This window comes from Shewanella sp. MEBiC00475 (genome assembly GCF_005234075.1).
GTDB classification, from domain to species: Bacteria; Pseudomonadota; Gammaproteobacteria; order Enterobacterales; family Shewanellaceae; genus Shewanella; species Shewanella polaris.
Map to the genome: position 1 here is coordinate 4,272,616 of NZ_CP039928.1, position 23,169 is coordinate 4,295,784.

A 23,169-nucleotide genomic window follows, 5' to 3' on the forward strand; every position below is an offset into this window, starting at 1 on the left:
ATTTAAGGAGTACTTGTTGATGCGAAAACTTACTTTGGCCGCGTCAATTGCCAGTTTATTTGTCGGCTTTTCGGCATGGGCAATTTCACCAACGATTCAAATCAGCGAGTTACCTAAACTAGCACAAGAGCCACAGCATAAAGTGGCTAGCAAGCGAGTAACAACTTTGTTTACTCGCTCGCATTATCATCGTTTTAACCTTGATGATGCCTTTTCTGAAAAGATTTATGCCCGCTTTCTTGAACAACTGGATTATCGTCGTAATGTGCTGACTATGGCAGACATTGCAAACTTCGATCAGTACCAAAAACAGTTTGATGACATGGTTGAAACAGGCGATATTAGCCCTGCATTTGCTATGTACGATTTGGTGCAAAAGCGTCGTTATGAACGTTTTGCCTATGCCTTGTCTTTGCTTGATAAAGAGTTTGATTTTACTAAAGCAGGCGATGTTTATGAGTTTGATCGTAAAGATGCGCAATGGCCAAAGGATGAAGCAGAAGTTAATGAGCTTTGGCGTCAACGTGTTAAATACGATGCATTAAACTTGAAACTAACGGGTAAAAAGTGGCCTGAAATTGTTGAAGTGCTCGAGAAGCGTTATAACAATGCTATTAAGCGCTTAAGCCAAACTCAAAGTGAAGATGTATTTCAAACTGTGATGAATGCGTTTGCTCGCAGTGTTGAACCTCATACAAGCTATTTATCTCCTCGCAATGCCGAACGTTTCCAAATGGAAATGAACCTAAGTCTTGAAGGTATTGGCGCCGTGTTGCAGATGGATGATGACTACACTGTTATCAAAAGTTTAGTGGCTGGAGGGCCTGCTGCCAACAGTGAAAAACTATCGCCTGAAGATAGAATTGTCGGCGTAGGTCAAAAAGATGGTGACATAGTTGATGTGATTGGTTGGCGTTTAGATGATGTTGTTGATTTGATCAAAGGGCCAAAAGGCAGTGAAGTTGTTTTGCAGATTTTGCCTAAAAAAGGTGGGGCGAATGCCAAACCTTTTGAATTAGTGATTACTCGAGATAAAATCCGTTTAGAAGACCGTGCAGCAACATCAAAAGTTATCGAACCTACAGAAGGCCAATATGCCAATCGTAAAGTCGGGGTGATTCAGATACCTGGGTTTTATATGAATTTGTCGCAAGATGTGGCTAAAGAAATCACTAAACTCGAAAAAGACAAGGTTGAAGGCATTATTATTGATCTTCGCGGAAACGGTGGCGGGGCATTAACTGAAGCTACATTGTTGACTGGTTTGTTTATTGATATGGGCCCAGTGGTTCAAATTCGTGATGCAAATGGTGGTATCAATCAAAATCGCGATAATGATGGCGTTAGTGCTTATAGTGGCCCATTAACTGTGATGGTTGATCGTTATAGCGCATCAGCATCAGAGATTTTTGCTGCGGCTTTACAAGATTATGATCGTGCACTTATCGTTGGTGAGTCAACCTACGGTAAAGGGACTGTTCAGCAGCATAAAAGTTTAGGTCGCATCTATGATATGTACGAAAAGCCAATCGGACATGTGCAATACACCATTGCTAAGTTTTATCGTATCAACGGCGGTAGTACTCAACTAAAAGGTGTTACACCTGATATTCGTTTACCTAGTGCGTTAGAGCCTGGCGAATACGGTGAGTCAGAAGAGAAAAATGCTCTTCCATGGGATAAGGTACCTGTAGCTCAGTACACTACATTGGGGAATATTACTCCTGCATTAATTGAAAACTTGGATGTAAAACATAAACAACGCATCAGTAAAGATGTTGAATTTAGTTATATTTACCAAGATATTAAAGAATTTAAAAAACATCATAAAGACAAAACTATCTCTCTTGTTGAGAGTGAGCGCATTGCTTCTCGTGAAGACGATGATAAGCGTGCTCTAGACCGAACGAATGCTCGTCGTGTTCATGAAGGTTTAGCTGTCGTGAAATCTTTAGATGATATTGAAGATACCGATGACAGTAAGCTACCTGATGCATTTTTGGATGAAACCGCCGATATCACTTTAGATATGGCTGATGCAGAAAAATTGGCTAAAACAACGTCTAAGTAATGAGTTGTTCTGTTAAAAAACGCGCTTAAGGCGCGTTTTTTCTTAATCACAATACTTAAAAATAATACCGATTAGTTAAAGCTTATTACTTTATTTACATTGGTATTAGTACCGCTCAAAGGATCCTGTATGAACCAAGCGCAAGAAAAACATCTTAAAGATTATACCAAACCAGCATTTACCATTACCCATGTTGATTTAAACGTTATTCTTGATGGTAAAAATACTAAAGTGACAGCTGTCAGTACAGTGCGTCGTAATGGTGAACATCAGCATGAGCTGGTTCTTGATGGTGAACAACTTTCGCTTAGTTCAGTTAAGCTTAATGGTGTGGCGGCTAACTATCGTCAACATGATAATCAATTGCTCATTAATACAGACCAAAATGGTTTTGAATTAGAAATAGTGACCCTGCTTGACCCTGAAGCTAACTCTAGTCTTGAAGGTCTTTACATGTCTGATGGTGCTTATTGCACTCAGTGTGAAGCTGAAGGATTTCGCGGCATCACTTATTTCCTTGATAGACCTGATGTTCTGGCTGTTTATACCGTGCGGATTGAAGCAGAGAAGCAAGCTTTTCCTTTCTTGTTAAGTAACGGTAATTTGGTTGATAAAGGCGAGATGCCTCGTTCTGGTCGTCATTTTGTAAAATGGCATGATCCGTTTCCAAAGCCGAGCTATTTGTTTGCACTCGTCGCGGGTGATTTTGATTTACTTAGCGATACATTTACCACCATGTCAGACCGAGAAGTTAAACTGCAGGTTTTTGTTGATAAAGGTAACTTACACAAAGCTGAACATGCGATGGCATCATTGAAAAAGGCGATGAAGTGGGATGAAACGCGCTTCGGTCTTGAATATGATCTTGATGTTTACATGATAGTTGCTGTCGACTTTTTTAATATGGGCGCGATGGAAAATAAAGGCTTGAATGTGTTTAATACCAAATACGTTCTTGCAGATAAAGCCAGTGCCACAGATGATGATTATCACGGTATTGAATCAGTAGTCGGTCATGAGTACTTTCATAACTGGACGGGTAACCGAGTAACATGTCGAGATTGGTTTCAGTTAAGTTTAAAAGAAGGCTTAACCGTTTTTCGCGATCAAGAATTTAGCTCAGATGTAGGGTCTCGCGCGGTAAATCGCATTCATGCTATTCGTGTGATGAAAAACCAACAGTTTGCTGAAGATGCAGGACCAATGTCTCATCCAATTCGCCCTGAAAGCGTGATTGAAATGAACAACTTTTATACAGTAACTGTCTACAACAAGGGTGCGGAAGTGATCCGTATGATGCACACCATTTTAGGTGAAGATGGTTTCCAAGCTGGTATGAAGTGCTATTTTGAACGTCATGATGGTCAAGCTGTCACTTGTGATGATTTTGTCAACGCAATGCAAGATGCGAGCGGTAAGGATTTAACCTTATTCCGCCGTTGGTATAGCCAAGCTGGAACCCCCGTCGTGACAGTCAGTGACCGATTTGATGCAGACAAGGGTGAGTATCATCTCACTATCGCTCAGCAGGTAGTATCAAAGGGTGTTAAAGGCCAAGTATTACACATTCCATTTAGCATTGAGTTACTCGGCATTACAGGGCAATCCATTGTTAATAAAGTGCTTGATATAACGAAAAGTATTCAAACCTTTGTGTTTGATGGGCTTGAAAATGCGCCTACTCCATCGTTATTACAAGATTTCTCCGCTCCTGTAAAACTGGTATATGACTTCAACATAGATCAACTTGTTCACCTTATGCGTTATGCCTCTAGTGAAGTGGCTCGTTGGGAAGCATCGGTGCAGTTAGTGAGTCAAACCATATGGAACAATGTTGCTCAGTTGCAGCAGCAACAGGTAATGGTGGTTGACCCTCGTGTTGTAGAAGCATTCAGAGGTATCATTTTAGATGCCAATATTGATCAAGCCTTAGTGGCTGAAATTCTGTCTATTCCTTCGGCATCGGCGTTAATTGAACAGGTAGATAAAGTTGATTTAGATGCATTAGCAAAAGCCAGAGAGTTTGTTGTTGAAGAGTTAGCTTCTGCTTGTGAAGATGAGTTACTGGCCCGTTATCGTGAACTTATTCTGGTTAATAATGCCGGAGCACGAGCATTTAAAAACGTTACTTTATCGTTATTATGTTTAGTGACGGATGCTCATGAGTCATTGGTACAAAAACAATACTATTCAGCAAAAAATATGACCGACAGCTTAGGCGCACTGAAAGCAGCTGCAACTGGACAATTAAGTTGTTTACCAATGTTATTGAGTGATTTTGAGTCTATGTGGGAATCAACGCCATTAGTGATGGATAAATGGCTTACTTTGCAAGCTTTAGTGGATAATGATGATGTAATCGATCAAGTTAAAGCATTAACTAAGCATCCAAGTTTTAGTTTTTCAAACCCAAACCGGATTAGATCATTAATAGGGGCTTTTGTTGCGGCTAATACCTATCAATTTCACCGTGCTGATGGTGAAGGTTATCGTTATTTGACCAAAATTTTGATTAAATTGAATAAGACTAACCCACAAGTTGCTTCGCGAATGATTACGCCATTAATTCAATTTTCAAAATTTGATCAACAACGTCAGCAATTAATGAAACTGTGTTTAGTAGAGCTAAAGTCTCTGCCTGATTTATCAAAAGATTTATATGAAAAAGTCACTAAATCTTTAGCTGAATGATGATTTAATTAGTGGCGTATTAAACGTCATTAATTGGTTTATATAACATGTTAAAAAGGAGAGCTTGCTCTCCTTTTTATGGAATAATTTATGGAAATATTTTTTTCTCTTAATGTTAGTTATGAAGCATTTCTACCTTATTACCAAGGGTTTGCAGAGAAAGTGCAAGTAAGAGACCATCATGGTCGAATATTGCACATCAATGGTAAGTATTTTAGACCGTATTTAACCCCTCAAGGCATTAACGGACAGTTTAAATTAGTGTTAAATTCAGAGGGTAATTTTAAATCACTTAATAAATTATAGAGTATTTACTTCAAACGTTCGATTGATTAGTTACGTGTAAATTAACAATTAATGAACATATATAAGTCTATGAAAATAAACTTCTTTCATTAATGGAGTAATGATTGTAATTTCCCCGCCAGTATTAATTCAAATATCAGTCCATTTTATTTTATCTAACTTAGCTCGATACCGTTAATTTTCTTAAACATTTTCTTTTTTTTGACCTTGCTCAATATAGTTAAATGCTGTAACAATAGTGTTGCCTGTGGGCTAACAAGATGTTGGTTTAAATTCTTATAACAACTAATCCAACAGGCTACGGAGATGAACTAAAATGAATATTGTTAAAAATAGATTTAACAAGTCGGCTCTCGCTTTGGGGGTGGTGTCGGCACTATGTTTGGGGATGAGCACTTCAGCCTCAGCAGTTTCTTTTAATTGGGGAGATGTGCGAGGCACATTTGATTCAACTTGGACTGCAGGTGCGAGTTGGCGTGTAGCTGATCGTGATTGGAATGATCAGATCGGTAAAGTCAACCAACCACAGTTTGATTGGTCTGGTTATTCTGCATTTGGTGGTGCATTTGGCTCAACCAAATACACATCTGCAGAAATTTGGGCTCAACCGGGTTCTTATTCAAGCAACAATGATTTAAGTAATTTATTGTATGCTCAGGGTGATACGACGTCTGAGATTGTTAAGGGGCTGCACGAGTTATCACTGAAATATGAAAACTACGGTGTTTTCATGCGCGGTATGTATTTCTATGACCGTAAACTCAATGACGGTGATTACGGTTTTAATGATCCATTGACGGGTAATGAATTTGATCCTTGTCAAGATGACAAAGCGTCAGAAGTACAATGTAAAGACATTCGCTTATTAGATGCGTTCGTTTATGGTCACTGGGATTTAAACGACGGCAGCAATCCATTAAGTGTTCGCGTGGGTAATCAAGTGGTTTCTTGGGGAGAAAGTACTCTTATATCTCATGGTATTGCTGTCATTAATTCTGTTGACTTAAACATTCTAAATGCTCCGGGTGCTGAACTTAAAGAAGCATTCCGTCCGCAAGGTATGGTTTGGGCATCGTTAGGGTTAACTGAAAACCTAAATGTTGAAGCATTTTACCAATATGATTGGCAACCAATTTGGGTCCCTACACCGGGTTCTAACTTTGCTACCAATGATTTTGCGGGTTACGGTGGTTACAACCAAAATGCTCAATTGGGTTTCAACTCTAATCCAGACATCAATCAAGATTTCCTTATTTCAGAATATTCACGTCTATACGATGCCGCTGCAGCAAGTGGGTTTGATTCAGCATATGCAGCTTATATGCTGTCTTATTCTACTAAGGTTGCATTAGTTCAAGATGCAGCAGATCCGAGCGATGATGGTCAATTTGGTGTGAAGTTAGGTTATTACTCACCAGAATTGGGTGAAACTGAGTTCGGTTTTTATTACATGAACTATCATAGTCGCAGACCTATCATTAGCGGAACTGCTTCAAACTTTACAGCAGATGCGATTGGTCGTGATTATGGACGTTTAGCACAAAGTGGTGGCGTTATTGACCGTGATTTGTTGCTAAGCATGGAAACCTTTACTAAATCGCAAATTGTATATCCTGAAGATATTCAGTTATATGGTTTTAGTTTTAACACTTTAGTGGGTGACACCTCAGTTGCCGGGGAAATATCTCACCGTGTTGATGAACCATTGCAAATCGATGACGTTGAGTTGTTGTTTGCTGCAATGCCACAGCAATTAGCTAATGCAGGTCTTCGACCAGATCTTGATGGTATTTCGCAAATGGATGTTGCTGATCCTGGTGAAACGGTAGATGGTTTCATTCTTACTGATACTACTCAAGCCCAGATGACATTTACTCACTTATTTGGTCCAACGCTTGGTTTAGATAACTTAACCATGCTTGCAGAAGTGGGTGGTGTGTGGATCCACGATATGCCAGGGTTTGACGAATTGCGCTTAAGTGGTCCCGGTACGGCTCGTTCTGGTGGTAATCCAGAGATGACCGGCATTATTGAAGCGTTGCATAATGGTCCAGAAACAAATCCATTTCCAACTGATTTCGCTTGGGGTTATCGTTTAGTGGCTAAAGCTGACTTTAACAATGTGTTTGCTGGGGTAAACATGTATCCACGAGTGATTTTCTCACATGACGTTGATGGTATTACACCGGATCCTATGTTTTTGTTTACCGAGGGCAGAAAGTCTGTTGCCTTGGGTGTAAACTTTGATTATCAAAGTCGTTGGGGCGCTGATATTTCTTACAACAGCTTCTTTGGTGGCGTAGGAACAACAAATGCTATGACGGACCGAGATTACATCTCTTTTAACGTCAAGTATTCGATTTAAAAGGATAATAATAATGAAAAAACTGACGATATTATCAGCAGCAGTGATTATCGCACTAGGTGCACCTGCTGCGCTGGCGAAAGTATCACAAGCTGATGCAGATAAATTAGGCACAACATTAACGCCTTTAGGGGCGGAAAAAGCGGCCAATGCTGATGGTTCTATCCCTGCTTGGAGTGGTGGGATTAGTGAGCCGATTGCGGGTTACACTAAAGGCATGCATCACCCAGATCCTTTCCCTAGCGATAAAGTGTTATTTACGATCACTAACGCTAATAAAACACAATATGCTGATTTCTTAACGCCGGGGCAAAATAAGCTATTTGAAATATACCCAGACACTTACAAAATGAATGTCTATGAAAGTCGCAGAACAGCTGCAGTGCCTCAGTATGTCTATGATGCAACTAAAGCCAATGCTGTTAGAGCTGAATTAGTTTCGGAAGGTAACGGTATTTCTGGTGCGACAATTGGGGTTCCATTTCCTATTCCTAATAATGGTTTAGAAGTCATTTGGAATCATATTTTACGTTATCGCGGAGTGGATGTAGAAACCTACCGTAGCCAAGCCGCGCCTATGTCTAATGGTTCATACACTTTGGTTGAGAATTCTGAAGCTATTCGCTTTGAATATTCTCGTCCAGAGGTGACTTTAGAAAAGCTTAAAGAAACAAATACTTTGTTTTATTTTAAACAAGTAGTAACTCAGCCAGCACGATTAGCGGGTACTGCACTTCTTGTAAAAGAAACCATGGATCAAGAGGCGCTTCCACGCCAAGCATGGACCTATAACACTGGACAGCGTCGTGTTCGTAAAGCACCTAACGTTGCTTTTGATACACCTGGTACAGTGTCTGATGGTTTACGAACTACCGATGATTTCGACATGTTTAACGGTTCTCCAATGCGTTATAACTGGGAATTAGTAGGCAAAAAAGAAGTTTACATTCCTTACAATGATTACCGCTTGCATTCAGATTCATTGAAATATGATCAGATCTTAAAACCTGGTCATATTAACCCTGAATATCCTCGTTACGAAAAACATCGAGTATGGGAAGTCAAAGCAACGTTAAAAGAAGGCATGCGTCATACCTATAAGTCACGTGTGTTTTATATTGATGAAGATTCTTGGCAAATCGCGGTAACTGATATTTATGATAACCGCGATGAACTTTATCGTGTCGGTGTTGCTCATCTTATCAATTACTATGAAGTGCCTGCTCTTTGGAGTACGTTAGAAGTATTCCATGATCTTCAATCTCGCCGTTATTTAGCGATGGGTCTAGACAATGAAGGCCGTATGTATAATTTTGATGCATCACTTTCAGAGTCTAACTTTACCCCAGACGCATTAAGACGTGCTGGTATTCGTTAATAAGCCATAAATAAAATGGGGCGCTTAGCGCCCCTATATTGTAAAGGAAGTCTGTATGACGTTTAGCATGCTTCGCAGTGCGGTGGCGATTGGGATTAGTGCATGTTTATATACTGCTTCAGTAGATGCTCAACTCGATCCACTCACTGTTCAAATTCAACCCTTAGCTCAATCCTCTTTATTGCTTGATATTACTCACGCGGGTGACAAACTGGTTGCGGTAGGCCAACGCGGTAATGTGCTTCTGTTAGAGAATAATCAATGGCATCAAGTTGCAACCCCTGTTATATCTCAGTTAACCAAGGTATTTTTTTTCGACGATAAACAAGGTTGGGCCGTCGGACATGATGCAACCATAATTCACACTCAAGACGGTGGATTAACTTGGTCGATACAAATGCAATCACCTGAAATTGAAAAACCTTTTTTTGATGTACGTTTTTACACCGCTGTTGATGGCATTGCGGTAGGTGCTTATGGTTTATTTTATCGCACTGCTGATGGTGGTAAAACATGGCAAGCAGAGTTTCACCAAGAGTTACTTTTTGAAGAAGATATATCATATTTAAATGAGCTCAAAGCGGAAGATGAAGCATTATATTTATCCGAACGAGCGTCATTATTACCCCATTTTAATCGTTTAATTCGTCTTAAAGATAAAAGACTATTGCTTGTGGGGGAGCTTGGCATGGTTGCGGTATCAGATGATAATGGTCACACATTCTCAAAAACAAACTTTGACTATGATGGATCAATGTTCAATGCCATTTCTGTAGCTGATGATGTTTATGTTATGGGGCTTCGTGGTCATGTATTTAAGTCAGACTTAAGTCTTTCTACATGGCAAGAAGTGGAGCTACCTGTTAAATCATCTATCAATAGCGCACTTATTACACCTAATAATGACCTTTACCTCGTTGGAAACGCGGGTATCGTGTTGTCAGTTGATGATGACAAAGCAACCATTGTTGCAAGACGTCAAGGTGAAAATATTGTCGCAATAGCTCAAGACAGTAAAGGCCAGTTATGGTTCGCCGGTTCCAAGGGACTGTTCCAGCTTGATTAGCCTTCGGGTTAGATTGGAAAAATTAAAACAACAATAATAGGGCCGAAAAGATGTTAGAAAAACTGGTCAATGGATTTGAATCTCATTTATTCCGTAATCGAAAATGGGTTATCATTTCGTTTATTTTTATCACTATTTTTTTAGGGTACCAAGCCAGCCAATTAAAAATGGATGCGGCTTTTAGTAAAAATATTCCACTTAATCACTCTTACATGCAAACGTATACTAAACATCAAAAAGATTTTGGTGGTGCAAACAGTATTATGGTGGCAGTAGAAGATACCAGTGGCAGTATATTTAATCCGGTATTTTTTGATGCATTGAAGAATGTGCACGATCAATTATTTTTTATTCCCGGAGTTGAACGCTCACAGGTTAAATCGCTTTTTTCTCCGTCTACACGCTTCACTGAAGTCGTTGAAGACGGTTTTGCTGGCGGCCCGGTTATTCCTGCTGATTTTCGTAATGATGATTACGGGCTTAAAACTGTTCGCGATAATATTGAAAAAGCGGGCATAGTGGGGCGGCTCATTGGTAATGATTATACCTCTGCGATGGTATCAGCACAGTTAATGGAGTTTGATCCGCAAACTGGTGAAGCTATCGATACTATTGCGTTTGCTAATCAGTTAGAGCAAGAGCTGCGGGGTAAATTCGAAAACGATCAAATTAAAATTCATATTATTGGCTTTGCCAAAATGGCTGGGGACGTTGCAGAGGGGGCTAAAGGCGTCCTGTTGTTCTTCTTGATAGCTATCGCCATTACCACCGTGATGGTGTACCTGTTTTCAAAATCGATAATATTAACTGTATTGCCATTAATGTGCAGTTTAGTGGCGGTATGTTGGCAATTAGGTTTACTCACAGTAATCGGTTTTGGCTTGGATCCCATGTCGATTCTGGTACCGTTTTTGGTGTTTGCCATTGGTGTCAGTCACGGGGTACAGATGATCAATGCTGTACGGCGTCGTGTTCTTGATGGACAAACCACCAAAGCAGCAGCAGCTTCAGCTTTTCGCAGTTTATTAGTGCCAGGTGGCGTTGCTTTACTGTCCGATACGGTAGGTTTCTTAACCTTACTGTCAATAGACATTGGTATCATTCGTGAATTAGCTATTTCGGCATCTTTAGGTGTTGCAGTCATTATTTTGACCAACCTTATATTGCTGCCACTGGTGATTTCTTATTTTGAATTACCGAATAAACAAGACAATCCTGAGAAGCGCCAAAAGATTGAAAACCTTTGGCGAAATTTGTCTAAATTCGCCACGCCAAAGTATGCCGTAGTGGTGTTAGTTTCGACTGCCGTTCTTTATGTGGCAGGGTTTCAACAAGCTTCTAAAATGAAAATTGGTGATTTACAGGGTGGGGCACCAGCACTGCATCAAGATTCTCGCTATAACCAAGACACTTTCTTTATCACCGATCACTTTTCTATTACGACTGATGTAATGACTGTGATTGTAGAAGCTACCCCCGAAGCTTGTACTTATCATTCTGTGTTATCACAAATAGATCAGTTTGAATGGATGATGGCCAATACTGCTGGTGTTGAGTCAACTGCGAGTTTGGCTTCTATTGCAAAAAAAGTGAATGCTGGTTTTAACGAAGGCAACCCTAAGTGGGAAGTTTTACCACGTAACACCGCTAGCTTAGTCCAGGCAGTTGGCCAAGTACCAACAACTTCTGGGTTACTCAATAGCAATTGTTCAGTGATGCCTGTGTATCTGTTCTTAAAAGATCATAAAGCAGAAACAATAGAAGTGGTGGTTGATAAAGTTAAATCAATGGCAGCTCAATTTAATTCAGATACATTACAATTTAAGTTAGCTTCTGGCCCCGTAGGTGTTATGGCTGCAACAAATGAAGCGGTTAGTGAAGCACAATTGCCAATGATGTTGTATGTTTATGGTGCGGTTTTTGTTCTGTGCTTGATTAGCTTTAAATCCTTTAAAGCGACAGTTGCGGTTATTATACCTCTTTATGTGGTATCAACTTTAGCGCAAGCATTAATGACCTTATTAGATATTGGTCTAGCAGTGAGTACTTTACCAGTAATTGCGTTGGGTGTTGGTATTGGTGTTGACTACGGCATTTATATCTTGTCGACGATGTCGAATAAACTCAGTAATGGTATGCCTGTACAACAAGCGTATTTTGAAGCATTAGTCGAGCGAGGCAGTGCAGTTATCTTCACTGGATTGACGTTGGCCATTGGTGTGAGTACATGGTTCTTCTCTGCCCTTAAGTTCCAAATGGACATGGGAATATTGCTTACCTTTATGTTTTTAGTAAATATGTTAGGTGCAATTATTATTCTACCGGCTCTTTCTGCTATGTTCTGGCGAAAAAAGTAATTAAAACATTTAGTTAAATTAAAAAGGGAGCTTGGCTCCCTTTTTTGTTTTGCATAGTTAATCTAAACAAACGACTTAAATGTCATTTTAAACACTTAACTATGCTGTTGACTGGATTTAGAGAGGATGTACCACTAAAATTTTCCTCGATATAGCAGCAGTTTAGTAATAAACTTTGGCCCAGATCTCAAATATGAGTTTCTTTTGTTAAACGCAACGTAGTTATTTACGTGATAGACACAAATGACTCGGACCTACTGAATCGACAAGCCGAAGCATCCATATAATGATAAGAGCGCTGCTTAGACGCTTAAGGAATCTGCAACATGGCCTTGAAAGATGCAATGCCTTCTGTACTACTTGAAAACGTAGTCAATTTAATTCACTCAAAAATCCCTCATTCTCAAGCTAAACAAGTAGAGCAATTTGCCCATTGCCTCTATGCCAATATGTCAAAAGACGATCTCAATGCGCGTAATGACAGTGACTTATATGGCGCGGTAGTCAGCCTTTGGAATGCCCTAAACAAAACAGCCCCAGACGAAACTAACATTCGGGTATTTAATCCTAGCCAAGCAAAACATGGTTGGCAGTCAACCCACAGTATTATTGAAGTCATTCAACCTGATATGCCTTTTTTGGTTGACTCGCTATCAATGGCCTTAAATCGTATGGGAATTACTGCTCATGTAATGTTACATACGCCATTAGCTGTGATCCGCGAAAACAACAATGTTACTGATGTATCATTTTTAAATGATGCTACAGAGGGGAGTGGCAGTGTTGCAGTGTTCTTGATTGAAATTGACAAGCAAAATAGTGATGCCGATATCAAAACGATTGAAAAAGAAATTCAGTCGGTACTTGCTGATGTTGCCGCCTCAGTAAATGATTGGCAAGCCATGTCAGATACACTGACTAACACCATTTCACAATTACCTTCACGTCCATTCCCAGGCGAAAAAACAGAGTTACAAGAATCTATAGCTTACTTGAACTACTTAAACAATCATCACTTTACGTTATTAGGTTATCGTTATTACGATCTAATACGGGTAGAAGGTGATGTTGAATTAGTGCCTAATATAGACTCCAGTCTTGGCTTAATGAATCGCTCCAAAACGTCCCATGCAGAACGTGGTCTATTACTGTCGAGTTTATCGCATTCAGCTCGTAAAGAAGCATTAGATGAAAGCTTATTAGTTCTGACAAAAAGTTCAGCTAAAAGCCGTGTACATCGTCCAGCTTATGTCGATTATGTTGGTGTTAAGCGTTTTGATAAAAAAGGTAATGTCATTGGTGAAGACCGTTTCATCGGTTTATATGCCTCTAACTTGTATAACCGCAGCCCTCGTGAAATTCCGCTATTGGGTGAAAAAGTTCAGCGCCTTCTTGATAATTCAGGTTTTACACCGCGATCTCATGATTACAAAGCGTTAATGAACATCCTTGAGAACTTACCTCGTGATGAACTGATCCAAGCAAAAGATCATGAGTTGTCTAACATTGCTCACGGTGTCTTGGAAATACAAGATCGTGATAAGTTAAAATTGTTTGTGCGTAAAGATGGTTATGGCCGTTTCTTATCGTGTTTAGTCTATGTGTCTAAAGATCGCTATAACACTAAGTTGCGTCAAGATACTCAACGTATTCTGGCACAACATTTCCAGAGTAATGAAGATGTTGAGTTCACCACCTATTTTTCTGAGTCTACTTTGGCTCGAACTCATTATTTTATCAAAGTTGATAATAACGATATGGATGTTGATGTGGCCGCTATTGAAAAAAATCTTATTGAGGCAGCCCGTTCGTGGGATGATAAATTGCACACAGCGTTAAATAATACTGTTGGCGAACAAGCCGGGACTGGTTTAACTAAACGTTATTTAAATGCGTTTCCACCTAGCTACAAAGACGATGTACTTCCTAGTTCTGCAGTTGTTGATATGCAGCACTTAGAAGCATTGGATGACGATCATAAGTTAGGCATGTTGTTTTATCAGCCACAAGAGTCGGCGTTAAACGACAATAAAGTTCGCTTAAAACTGTTTCATAAAGACGAACCCATTCACTTGTCTGATGTATTGCCAATGCTTGAAAACTTTGGTTTACGTGTTATTAACGAGCGCCCATATGAAGTCAAAACTAATGATGGTGCAACGTTCTGGATTTTAGACTTCTTAATGACAGTGCAAGGAGCTGCAACTGAGAATCTTGCTGATAGCCAAGACCGCTTTCAAACAGCGCTCCTGCAGGTGTGGCAAAAGAAGTTAGAAGATGATGGCTTTAATCGCATCGTGCTTTCTACTGGTTTAAGCGGGCGTGAAGTTTCAATTTTACGTGCATATGCTAAGTATATGCGCCAAATTGATGCTACTTTCAGTCAATCTTATATCGAAGAAACGTTTAGCCGATATCCTAAGTTGGCTGACTTATTGGTTAAGATGTTCATCCGTAAGTTTAATCCTAAGCTTAAAACTCGAACCTTAAGTAAGTTCCTTGAACAAGTGGACATACAACTTGATGATGTTTCAAGCTTAGATGATGACCGTATCATTCGTCGTTACTTAGATCTAATCAACGCCACGTTACGCACTAACTTTTATCAAACGGCTATTGATGGCCAAGCAAAAGATTATATATCGTTTAAATTTGCGCCCAGCTTAATTCCTGAAATGCCTAAGCCAATGCCTAAGTTTGAAATCTTTGTGTATTCTCCTCGTGTTGAAGGTGTACATCTACGCGGCGGTAAAGTAGCTCGTGGTGGTTTGCGATGGTCAGATCGTCGTGAAGACTTCCGAACTGAAGTGCTAGGCCTAGTAAAAGCACAACAAGTTAAAAATACTGTGATTGTGCCTGTAGGTGCAAAAGGCGGCTTTGTGTGTAAGCAGCTGCCGACAGAAGGTGGCCGTGAAGCTTTATTTACGGAAGGTCAACAATGCTACCGTCTGTTCATCCGTGCGTTATTAGATATCTCGGACAACATTATAAATGGTGAAGTGGTTCCACCAAAGGATGTTGTACGTCATGACGAAGATGACCCATATTTAGTGGTTGCAGCCGATAAAGGCACCGCAACTTTCTCCGATATCGCTAATGAGATTGCGATTGAATACAACTTCTGGTTAGGTGATGCGTTTGCTTCTGGTGGTAGTAACGGATATGACCACAAAAAAATGGGTATTACAGCACGCGGTGCATGGGAATCAGTTAAACGTCATTTCCGTGAATTTGGTGTTGATTGCCAAACAACCCCATTTAGCTGTGTTGCTATTGGTGATATGGCTGGTGACGTATTTGGTAATGGTATGTTGTTGTCTGAACAAACCCAATTGGTTGCTGCATTTAACCACATGCATATCTTTATCGACCCAACGCCAAAGATTGCTGAAAGTTATGCTGAGCGGCAGCGTTTGTTTGTATTACCACGGTCTAGCTGGGAAGACTATAACGCGAAACTGATTTCTAAAGGCGGCGGGATATTCCTACGTTCAGCCAAGTCAATTAAATTGACGCCAGAAATTAAGCAGATGCTAGACACTGATAAAGACACCATGACTCCAACAGAACTAATGAAAGAGCTACTGAAAATGCCAGTAGACCTAATTTGGAATGGTGGTATCGGGACTTATGTTAAGTCGAGCAAAGAATCTCATGTTGAAGTAGGCGATCGTGCAAATGACACCTTACGTGTTAATGGTAACGAAGTGCGTGCCAAAATAATCGGTGAAGGCGGTAATTTAGGTTGTACCCAACTCGGTCGTATCGAATACTGTGCTAATGGTGGCCGCATGAATACTGACTTCGTTGATAACGTAGGCGGTGTAGATTGCTCTGATAACGAAGTGAACATCAAGATTTTCTTGAATACCTTAGTTGCAGAAGGAGAGTTAACGGTTAAACAACGCAATCGTTTGCTAGAAGACATGACTGATGAAGTCAGCGAGATAGTGATTCAAGATTGTATAGATCAAACTCGAACCATTTCGGTCACCCAAGTACATGGTGTATCACAGCTTAAAGATCAGATTCGGTTTATTCAATATCTTGAAAAAGACGGTAAGCTCGATCGCGCATTGGAATTTCTACCAACAGACGATGATCTCGCTGAACGTTTAGCCAATGGCCGTGCATTAACCCGTCCTGAATTATCTGTATTGGTTGCCTATGCGAAGATGGTACTTAAAGAGCAATTAGTCACGCCTGAAATCACTGAAGATCCATTTTTAAGTAAATTGCTAGTAGCTTATTTCCCTAAAAAGTTACAAGCCAAATATGCTGATAAAATGACTGCACATCCGCTACGGGGTGAAATTATTGCAACGTCATTAGCTAATGAATTGGTTAATGACATGGGCTTTAATTTTGTTCAACGTATGCAAGATGAGACCGGTGCAACAATTGCTGAAGCTGCTATTTGTTACACTATGGCACGAGAAGTCTTTGGCCTTGATGAGTTAACCACTTCAATCACTGATTTAAATGGTGTAACCCCTGCAGTGGTACAAGGGGAGATGTTACATTTATTACGTCGTAATATGCGCCGCGCTTGTCGTTGGTTTATTCGCCATCGCAACCGCGCTCATGATATTGACCAAACTGTTGCGTTCTTTAAGCCTGTGTTTGAACAACTTAAAGCCAATGTTGATCAATACATGATTGCTGCCGAAGTGGACGTCATTTCAGCTGAAATTACCGCGCTAACCGAAGAAAATGTACCGAAAGCTGTCGCACAAGTTGTGGCTAAAATGAGTACATTATTCTCTGCGTTAGACATAGCACAAATTGCACAAATCGAGAATAAGTCAGTTGAGCTAGTATCAGAAACTTACTTCAAACTTGGTGCCAAAGTTGAGCTACATTGGTTCTTAGCACAAATTAGTGCGCAACCTGTTGCGAATCACTGGCAAGCACTTGCCCGTGCCGCATTCAGAGAAGAACTGGATTGGCAACAACGTGCATTAAGTTCTGCAGTATTACGTATTTGTACTGATACATGTGATGCAGATAGTGTGATAAATCAATGGATTGAACAGAATAAGCCTTTACTTGAAAGATGGTATCACATGCTGGCGGATTTCAAGGTTTCTCAAACCCATGAATTTGCTAAGTTCTCAGTCGCCCTACGGGAACTTAACTTACTGATTTTGCATTGCGAAGGTCAGAAGTAATTCTTATAATATAAACAAACCCCGGCGATTGCTGGGGTTTTTTTTAGGTCTAGGAGAAAACATGTTTTACACACTCGCGCAAAAAGTAATGTTTCAGATGGACCCAGAGTTAGCACATCATTTAGCTATTGGCAGTTTGAAAATGACAGGAAATACTCCATTAAATTATTTCTACCGTCAGCAGGTAAAATCTGCACCAGTTAATTGTATGGGGCTAACTTTTCCTAATCCTGTTGGTCTTGCAGCCGGAATGGATAAAGATGGCGAATCAATGGATGCTTTTCATGCAATGGGTTTTGGCCATATTGAAGTTGGAACTGTTACTCCACGCCCGCAAGCTGGTAATGACCAACCTCGTTTATTTAGATTAAAGCCTGCTAAAGGGATTATTAATCGCATGGGTTTTAACAATAAAGGTGTTGATAATCTAGTTCGTAATTTGATGGCCAAAAAGTCTGACATTATGGTTGGTGTAAATATAGGTAAAAATAAAGATACACCAATAGAACAGGGCAAAGATGACTATTTAATCTGCATGGAAAAAGTATATCAACATTGCAGTTATATTGCGGTTAACATCTCTTCTCCTAACACTCCTGGTTTACGTTCAATGCAATACGGTGAGCTACTCGATGATTTACTTAGTTCAATTAAGGCTAAGCAAACTGAGCTCGCTGCTAAATATGGAAAATACGTTCCTGTTGCATTAAAGATTGCGCCTGATTTAAGCAATGACGAAATTAGAGCCATTGCTGATTCAGTAATCAGTAATCAGTTTGATGGCGTGATAGCAACTAATACCACATTAAGTCGTGATAACGTGGTGGGATTAAAAAATGCAGAGGAAGTGGGTGGATTAAGCGGTAAGCCTTTGACCGATTTATCAACTCAAGTGATCAAACAATTATCGATCTGTTTGCAAGGTAAGATCCCGATCATTGGTGTTGGTGGGATCAACAGTGCCGCAGATGCGATGGCTAAATTTGATGCAGGCTCAACCATGGTGCAGATATATTCAGGTTTTATTTACCAAGGACCTAAATTGATCGATCAGATCGTTAATGCATATTGTGCAAAATAACCACTAAAATACCAAGTTATTGATCAAAAATCATGCCGCGATCGAATTGTAGATCATTCGATCGCGCTAACACTTTGAAATTTATATTATAATTTATAATTAAATTTTGATATTGAGCGAAAAATAATCTATCATATGACGGTGTTTAGATTTTAGGTGTAAACAGTCATGTTATTAATGCCAAATAAGGACTGGCATTGGGAATACAATGAAAGCTTAAAGCAACTAAGTATTTCATTAGGTTCCGAGATGGAGTTCTTAACCCCATACAAACAAAAAATATTAATTCCAGATGCATTAACTGCAGCTGAATTTACGCTTGAGCACGCAAAATTCTATATAAAAATGTTAGAAACATTACCAAAAGTCCTACATATTTCCGATGCAGGTATTGTACAAACGGCTTTGAATGCAACAGCTGCTCATTTTTTGTTGCAATTACAGATGCCTAAATCTTGGTTTTTTGATGTTAGTGATGAATGTGTTTTTTGTGATATTGGTAAATTATTTCAACTGAATTGTGGTCACTCTAAAGTCCTTGCCCTAGTGGTAGAAAATGGTTTGCAAGCTGCAACTGTTATGATTTTGTCGCAGTCTTGTCAGCTATCTGAGAGTAAATCATTAGCTCAATTTGATACTATTAAAGTAATGCATAATCGTTTACACCCTCTACGAAAAGCTAAACAAGTCGTCGCGGCATAATACATTTTTTTATTGTTGCCATTCAAGCTAAACGTAAAATGCCAAACATAATGTTTGGCATTTTTGTCAGTCTGAGATTAAGAAATGTATATATATAGAACAAAATATTTTCTAAACACAATAATGGCGCAATCCCAACCGTTTATACGAAAATTTTGCCACTTAGTTAATTTTATTATCATTTTGGTTAATCTTAGAACACACTCTTAACAAATCGAATTGGTACATCACACTCCTTGTTGTTTTATTTTTCCTTTTTTAGAAGAGTTATTGATGGAACACCTATGTATGAACTAAAATAAAGTTCATGCAAATTTTATTTGGATTGGTCCTAAATAGTTTATTGATATAGCCTTTGTTGTATATTGTTATTTTTGATTTCAATTACATTTATTTGTCTTTATATTATTGCATAACTCAACAGTTTTTGAGCGATAAACCCATGAATAGGAAGTTGATTTAGTATGACGGTTAAGATGGAACACCGCACCATAGAAGACAAAATCCTACTAGGGATAACTGCAGCGGCAACATTAGTATTATTTCCTTTTCTTGTGTTAAGTATTATTTCTCAAGATAAAGCACATATCATAGTCGATTCTATTGCTGTTGGTGGCTTTTCTATTATTTTTTTAGGTGTTTGGTTTACCAGCAAAATTAGGCTTTTTAGCGGAATATTCGCCGTGATTGCCCATGTTAATATCTTAATAGGTATTTATATAAAAGGTGCTGGCTTAATTTATTGGCTTTTTCCAATAATTATAGCCAGTTATTATTTATTGCCTACAATAGTGGCGAGCCTATTCAATTTTTTCCTCATTACAATTGCTAGTTATTTAACTTTCGAACAATTTGATCATTTTACCTTGCCTCGTATTATTTCTGCACTAGTAGTTACTAATGTGTTTGCTTTGATATTTTCTGTTTTTATGCAAAATAAAAATCACCAATTATTAGAAAAAGATAAAATAAGCCAATTACGCAATAATATTCTTGAGTTGATTGCTAGTTCAAGTCAATTATCCAAAGTATTGCACGCTATTGTACTGGGGATTGAAAACGAATTTCCCGATGCTAAGTGCAGTATTTTGTTACTTGATAAAAATGGTAAGCGTTTAATGTTAGGTTCTGCACCTAGTTTGCCTGACTTTTACAATGAAGCTATCGATGGATTAGTTATTGGTAAAGGTGTCGGGTCATGTAGCGAAGCGGCTCTTACTGGGGAGCGGGTTATAGTGACAGATATTGCCACACACCCTAATTGGACCCATTGCAAAGACATAGCACAGAAAGCCTCTCTAGTCTCTTGTTGGTCAGAACCTATCATAGGTAATTCGGGAAACGTATTAGGTACTTTCGGTATTTATCATCATAAAATAACGTCTCCAAAAGAAATTGAATTTACCTTAATTGAACAATTTACTAATCTAGCCCGTATTGCAATAGAACGAGAGAAAGCTGATAAATTAATCTGGAAACAAGCTAACTATGACAGTTTAACCAACTTACCCAATAGAAATTTATTACACGAACATCTCACAAGTGCAATTGCTAACGCCCATCGTGAAAGCAAACAGTTAGTTATTGCTATGATGGATCTTGATAATTTCAAAGATGTCAATGACTCTATGGGGCACAGTGCTGGTGATATTGTACTTATAGAATGTGCAAAGCGTATTAAAAATTGTCTTAGAAGAAATGATATTGTTGCCCGTTTAGGGGGGGATGAATTTATCATCGTTATGATGGGGACTATGCAAACTAAAGATATTGACATAATCGGTCAGAAATTAATAAGCACACTTGCTAATCCGTATGTGATTGAAGGTAAGAAAGTTTTTTGTACTGCGAGTATAGGTCTTGCATTTTATCCGGATGATGCAACGAGCATTGATGGATTGTTAGTTAATGCCGATCAGGCAATGTATCGAGCTAAAACCCAAGGACGCAATGGCATTCATTATTTTACTGAAAATATGCGAACCGATTTTCTTAAGCGGATAGAAATTATTCAGGATTTACGAATTGCTGTTGCAGAGAATCAATTTCATATGGTTTATCAACCTATTGTTAATCTAGAAAATAACCAAATAGTTAAAGCTGAAGCACTTATTCGTTGGCTACATCCTGACAAAGGGCTCATTCCGCCACTAGATTTTATTCATGTAGCCGAAGAAATTGGCTTAATTATCGAGATTAGTGAATGGATCTTTAATGAGGTTTCACAGCAAGCTAATGTTTGGCGAAATGCTTACTGTCCTAATTTATGTATTAGTATCAATACTTCCCCGGTTCAATACAAAAATGAGGGAAAACAAATTAAAGCTTGGGCAGACTCGCTTATTGCGCAAGACATATCACCTCAAGCGATTGCAATTGAAATTACCGAACATTTGTTAATGGACAATCAAGCTGAAGTTGTCGATGCACTTGAAGCAATACGGATGCAAGGTGTTGCAATATCAATAGATGATTTTGGCACTGGTTACAGCTCTTTTTCTTATCTTAAAAATTATACGATTGATTACTTGAAAATTGATCAAAGTTTTGTACAGAATATGTCAGATAATAATAAAGATATTGCACTATGTGAAGCCATTATTGTAATGGCAAACAAACTCAATATTAAAGTCATCGCTGAAGGAATAGAAACGGAACAACAAAAACAATTGCTCATACAGGCTGGATGTCATTTTGGCCAAGGATATTTATTGTCAAAACCACTTTCAGTGGCAGATTTTGAAAAACTGCTTGTAAAGCAGAATACTAATGATTAAATTTTTTTATCAATCACTTAATGGCTAAGAGTAAACAAGAGTATTACATTAAATAATGTATGATTTCATACAATAATTGACCCTGTAACAGATTCTGGTAAGCCCCTAGAACAGATGACACATCATAGAGTTAAACGATTAATCAACTAATCAAATGTAGGCTTATCAATTAAGATTATTTATGAGATAACTGAGCCATAATATTGATGACATCTTGGTATGAGATATTATATTTACGAGATAAATTAATAATTTTTGTTTTGTAAGTTTGGATATGTTCTTGCTTAACAAGATCGAGTTGTTTTTGTTCTACAATGTCGTTAACCGACTCTTGTAAAATCTTTAAACGGCGTATACTAAAATCTAATGAATTGATGTATGCCGTCATTTGCTGTTTATTACGGGCATTTTCTAGGTTTGTGGTGGTGCGTTGTTCAAAATCTAACTCATCAAACGCATTCATCATTTTCTGTAAATTTAAATCGTTGTTCATAAGTATGATTATCTACATTATTTTTTGAAATTATATTCATATTAAATGATTAAGTCACCCTTAAACGTGTTGTTCGTTTTTTATGTAATCATTAAGTAAATGAAAAGGCTGAGGTTAATCATGTCGAGTGAAACAATGGTATATTATAACAAAACTTGTCGGATTACCTAATTATTAGTAACCTAAGATTCTGATTTACAAGGAGGACTTATGTTAGATTTATTACCTGATTTATTCGATCATTATCCTGATCAATTGACGTTATTGCTAAATCCATGGCAATCGTTTGGTGCAAAGTCGATATTTTATGGTGAGGTGGTGACTGTTAAATGTTTTGAAGATAATTCTAAGGTAAAGTCCGAATTAGCCAAAAAAGGCCATGGGAAGGTATTGGTTGTAGATGGCGGAGGATCATGTCGGCGTGCGTTACTGGGTGACATGATAGCGCTTAACGCTTATAAAAATGGCTGGGAAGGCATCATTATTAATGGTTGCATCCGTGATGCTGGAACCATCAACACCATGCAAATTGGCGTGCAAGCTTTAGGCACTAATCCAATTAAAACAGACAAAAAAGACGTAGGTGAAGTCAATGCGATTATTGAGATTGCTGGCGTCAGTATTCACCCCGGAATGATGATCTATGCAGATCTCAATGGTATTGCTGTAAGCAAACAATCATTAGACCTGTCTATTTTACAGTAGAATAAA

Annotated in this window: 13 protein-coding genes; 12 read left to right on the plus strand and 1 reads right to left on the minus strand. The window is 38.7% G+C overall.

All coding sequences use genetic code 11. The features are described from left to right. Nucleotides 1-19 precede the first annotated feature (19 nt). From prc to FCN25_RS19015, 11 genes are all read left to right on the plus strand, one after another. A complete protein-coding gene (prc, locus tag FCN25_RS18965; protein ID WP_175405905.1) occupies nucleotides 20-2,071 on the plus strand; it encodes a carboxy terminal-processing peptidase in 2,052 nt (683 codons plus the stop codon). Between the two features lie 129 nt (nucleotides 2,072-2,200). Further along, nucleotides 2,201-4,762 (plus strand): aminopeptidase N, encoded by a 2,562-nt coding sequence (gene pepN / locus FCN25_RS18970; RefSeq protein WP_137226936.1) that lies wholly within the window; start codon nucleotides 2,201-2,203, stop codon nucleotides 4,760-4,762. Nucleotides 4,763-4,852: 90 nt separating this feature from the next. Continuing rightward, nucleotides 4,853-5,068, plus strand: coding sequence for a DUF2835 domain-containing protein (locus FCN25_RS18975; protein WP_137226937.1), 216 nt, complete (start codon nucleotides 4,853-4,855; stop codon nucleotides 5,066-5,068). A 316-nt stretch (nucleotides 5,069-5,384) separates the two neighbouring features. Continuing rightward, nucleotides 5,385-7,433 carry a DUF1302 domain-containing protein gene (locus tag FCN25_RS18980; protein ID WP_137226938.1) on the plus strand — a complete coding sequence of 683 codons (2,049 nt, stop codon included), beginning with the start codon at nucleotides 5,385-5,387 and terminating at the stop codon, nucleotides 7,431-7,433. 13 nt (nucleotides 7,434-7,446) lie between these two features. Continuing rightward, nucleotides 7,447-8,811: a DUF1329 domain-containing protein gene (locus tag FCN25_RS18985; protein WP_137226939.1), complete on the plus strand. Its 1,365-nt coding sequence runs from the start codon at nucleotides 7,447-7,449 to the stop codon at nucleotides 8,809-8,811. Between the two features lie 55 nt (nucleotides 8,812-8,866). Next, a complete protein-coding gene (locus tag FCN25_RS18990; RefSeq protein ID WP_137226940.1) occupies nucleotides 8,867-9,877 on the plus strand; it encodes a YCF48-related protein in 1,011 nt (336 codons plus the stop codon). Between the two features lie 50 nt (nucleotides 9,878-9,927). After that, entirely contained in the window at nucleotides 9,928-12,234 is a 2,307-nt protein-coding gene (locus FCN25_RS18995; protein ID WP_137226941.1) for an RND family transporter, read from the plus strand. Nucleotides 12,235-12,560: 326 nt separating this feature from the next. Continuing rightward, the gene (locus tag FCN25_RS19000) at nucleotides 12,561-17,405 is read left to right on the plus strand and encodes an NAD-glutamate dehydrogenase (protein WP_137226942.1); all 4,845 of its coding nucleotides are present in this window, start codon (nucleotides 12,561-12,563) and stop codon (nucleotides 17,403-17,405) included. Between the two features lie 61 nt (nucleotides 17,406-17,466). Further along, a complete protein-coding gene (gene pyrD, locus FCN25_RS19005; RefSeq protein WP_137226943.1) occupies nucleotides 17,467-18,486 on the plus strand; it encodes a quinone-dependent dihydroorotate dehydrogenase in 1,020 nt (339 codons plus the stop codon). A gap of 168 nt (nucleotides 18,487-18,654) precedes the next feature. Further along, a complete protein-coding gene (locus tag FCN25_RS19010; protein ID WP_137226944.1) occupies nucleotides 18,655-19,188 on the plus strand; it encodes a cell division protein ZapC in 534 nt (177 codons plus the stop codon). Nucleotides 19,189-19,652: 464 nt separating this feature from the next. Continuing rightward, nucleotides 19,653-21,965, plus strand: a complete 2,313-nt coding sequence (locus FCN25_RS19015; RefSeq protein WP_217495322.1) for a bifunctional diguanylate cyclase/phosphodiesterase — start codon at nucleotides 19,653-19,655, stop codon at nucleotides 21,963-21,965. Between the two features lie 175 nt (nucleotides 21,966-22,140). Here the strand turns inward: FCN25_RS19015 and FCN25_RS19020 are convergent, their stop codons facing one another. Then, a complete protein-coding gene (locus tag FCN25_RS19020) occupies nucleotides 22,141-22,458 on the minus strand; it encodes a hypothetical protein (protein ID WP_137226945.1) in 318 nt (105 codons plus the stop codon). A 210-nt stretch (nucleotides 22,459-22,668) separates the two neighbouring features. Here FCN25_RS19020 and FCN25_RS19025 point away from each other — a divergent pair, with 210 nt between their 5' ends. Further along, nucleotides 22,669-23,163: a putative 4-hydroxy-4-methyl-2-oxoglutarate aldolase gene (locus FCN25_RS19025; protein WP_137226946.1), complete on the plus strand. Its 495-nt coding sequence runs from the start codon at nucleotides 22,669-22,671 to the stop codon at nucleotides 23,161-23,163. Nucleotides 23,164-23,169: the final 6 nt, after the last annotated feature.

Excerpts from the sequence above, each read along its gene's own strand:
- FCN25_RS18980 (WP_137226938.1), top strand. The coding sequence starts at position 5,385 with ATGAATATTGTTAAAAATAGATTTAACAAGTCGGCTCTCGCTTTGGGG.
- FCN25_RS19020 (WP_137226945.1), bottom strand. The coding sequence starts at position 22,458 with ATGAACAACGATTTAAATTTACAGAAAATGATGAATGCGTTTGATGAG.
- FCN25_RS18985 (WP_137226939.1), top strand. The coding sequence starts at position 7,447 with ATGAAAAAACTGACGATATTATCAGCAGCAGTGATTATCGCACTAGGT.
- FCN25_RS19000 (WP_137226942.1), top strand. The coding sequence starts at position 12,561 with ATGGCCTTGAAAGATGCAATGCCTTCTGTACTACTTGAAAACGTAGTC.
- pepN (WP_137226936.1), top strand. The coding sequence starts at position 2,201 with ATGAACCAAGCGCAAGAAAAACATCTTAAAGATTATACCAAACCAGCA.
- FCN25_RS18995 (WP_137226941.1), top strand. The coding sequence starts at position 9,928 with ATGTTAGAAAAACTGGTCAATGGATTTGAATCTCATTTATTCCGTAAT.
- FCN25_RS19015 (WP_217495322.1), top strand. The coding sequence starts at position 19,653 with ATGACGGTTAAGATGGAACACCGCACCATAGAAGACAAAATCCTACTA.
- FCN25_RS19010 (WP_137226944.1), top strand. The coding sequence starts at position 18,655 with ATGTTATTAATGCCAAATAAGGACTGGCATTGGGAATACAATGAAAGC.
- FCN25_RS18975 (WP_137226937.1), top strand. The coding sequence starts at position 4,853 with ATGGAAATATTTTTTTCTCTTAATGTTAGTTATGAAGCATTTCTACCT.
- FCN25_RS19025 (WP_137226946.1), top strand. The coding sequence starts at position 22,669 with ATGTTAGATTTATTACCTGATTTATTCGATCATTATCCTGATCAATTG.
- FCN25_RS18990 (WP_137226940.1), top strand. The coding sequence starts at position 8,867 with ATGACGTTTAGCATGCTTCGCAGTGCGGTGGCGATTGGGATTAGTGCA.
- pyrD (WP_137226943.1), top strand. The coding sequence starts at position 17,467 with ATGTTTTACACACTCGCGCAAAAAGTAATGTTTCAGATGGACCCAGAG.
- prc (WP_175405905.1), top strand. The coding sequence starts at position 20 with ATGCGAAAACTTACTTTGGCCGCGTCAATTGCCAGTTTATTTGTCGGC.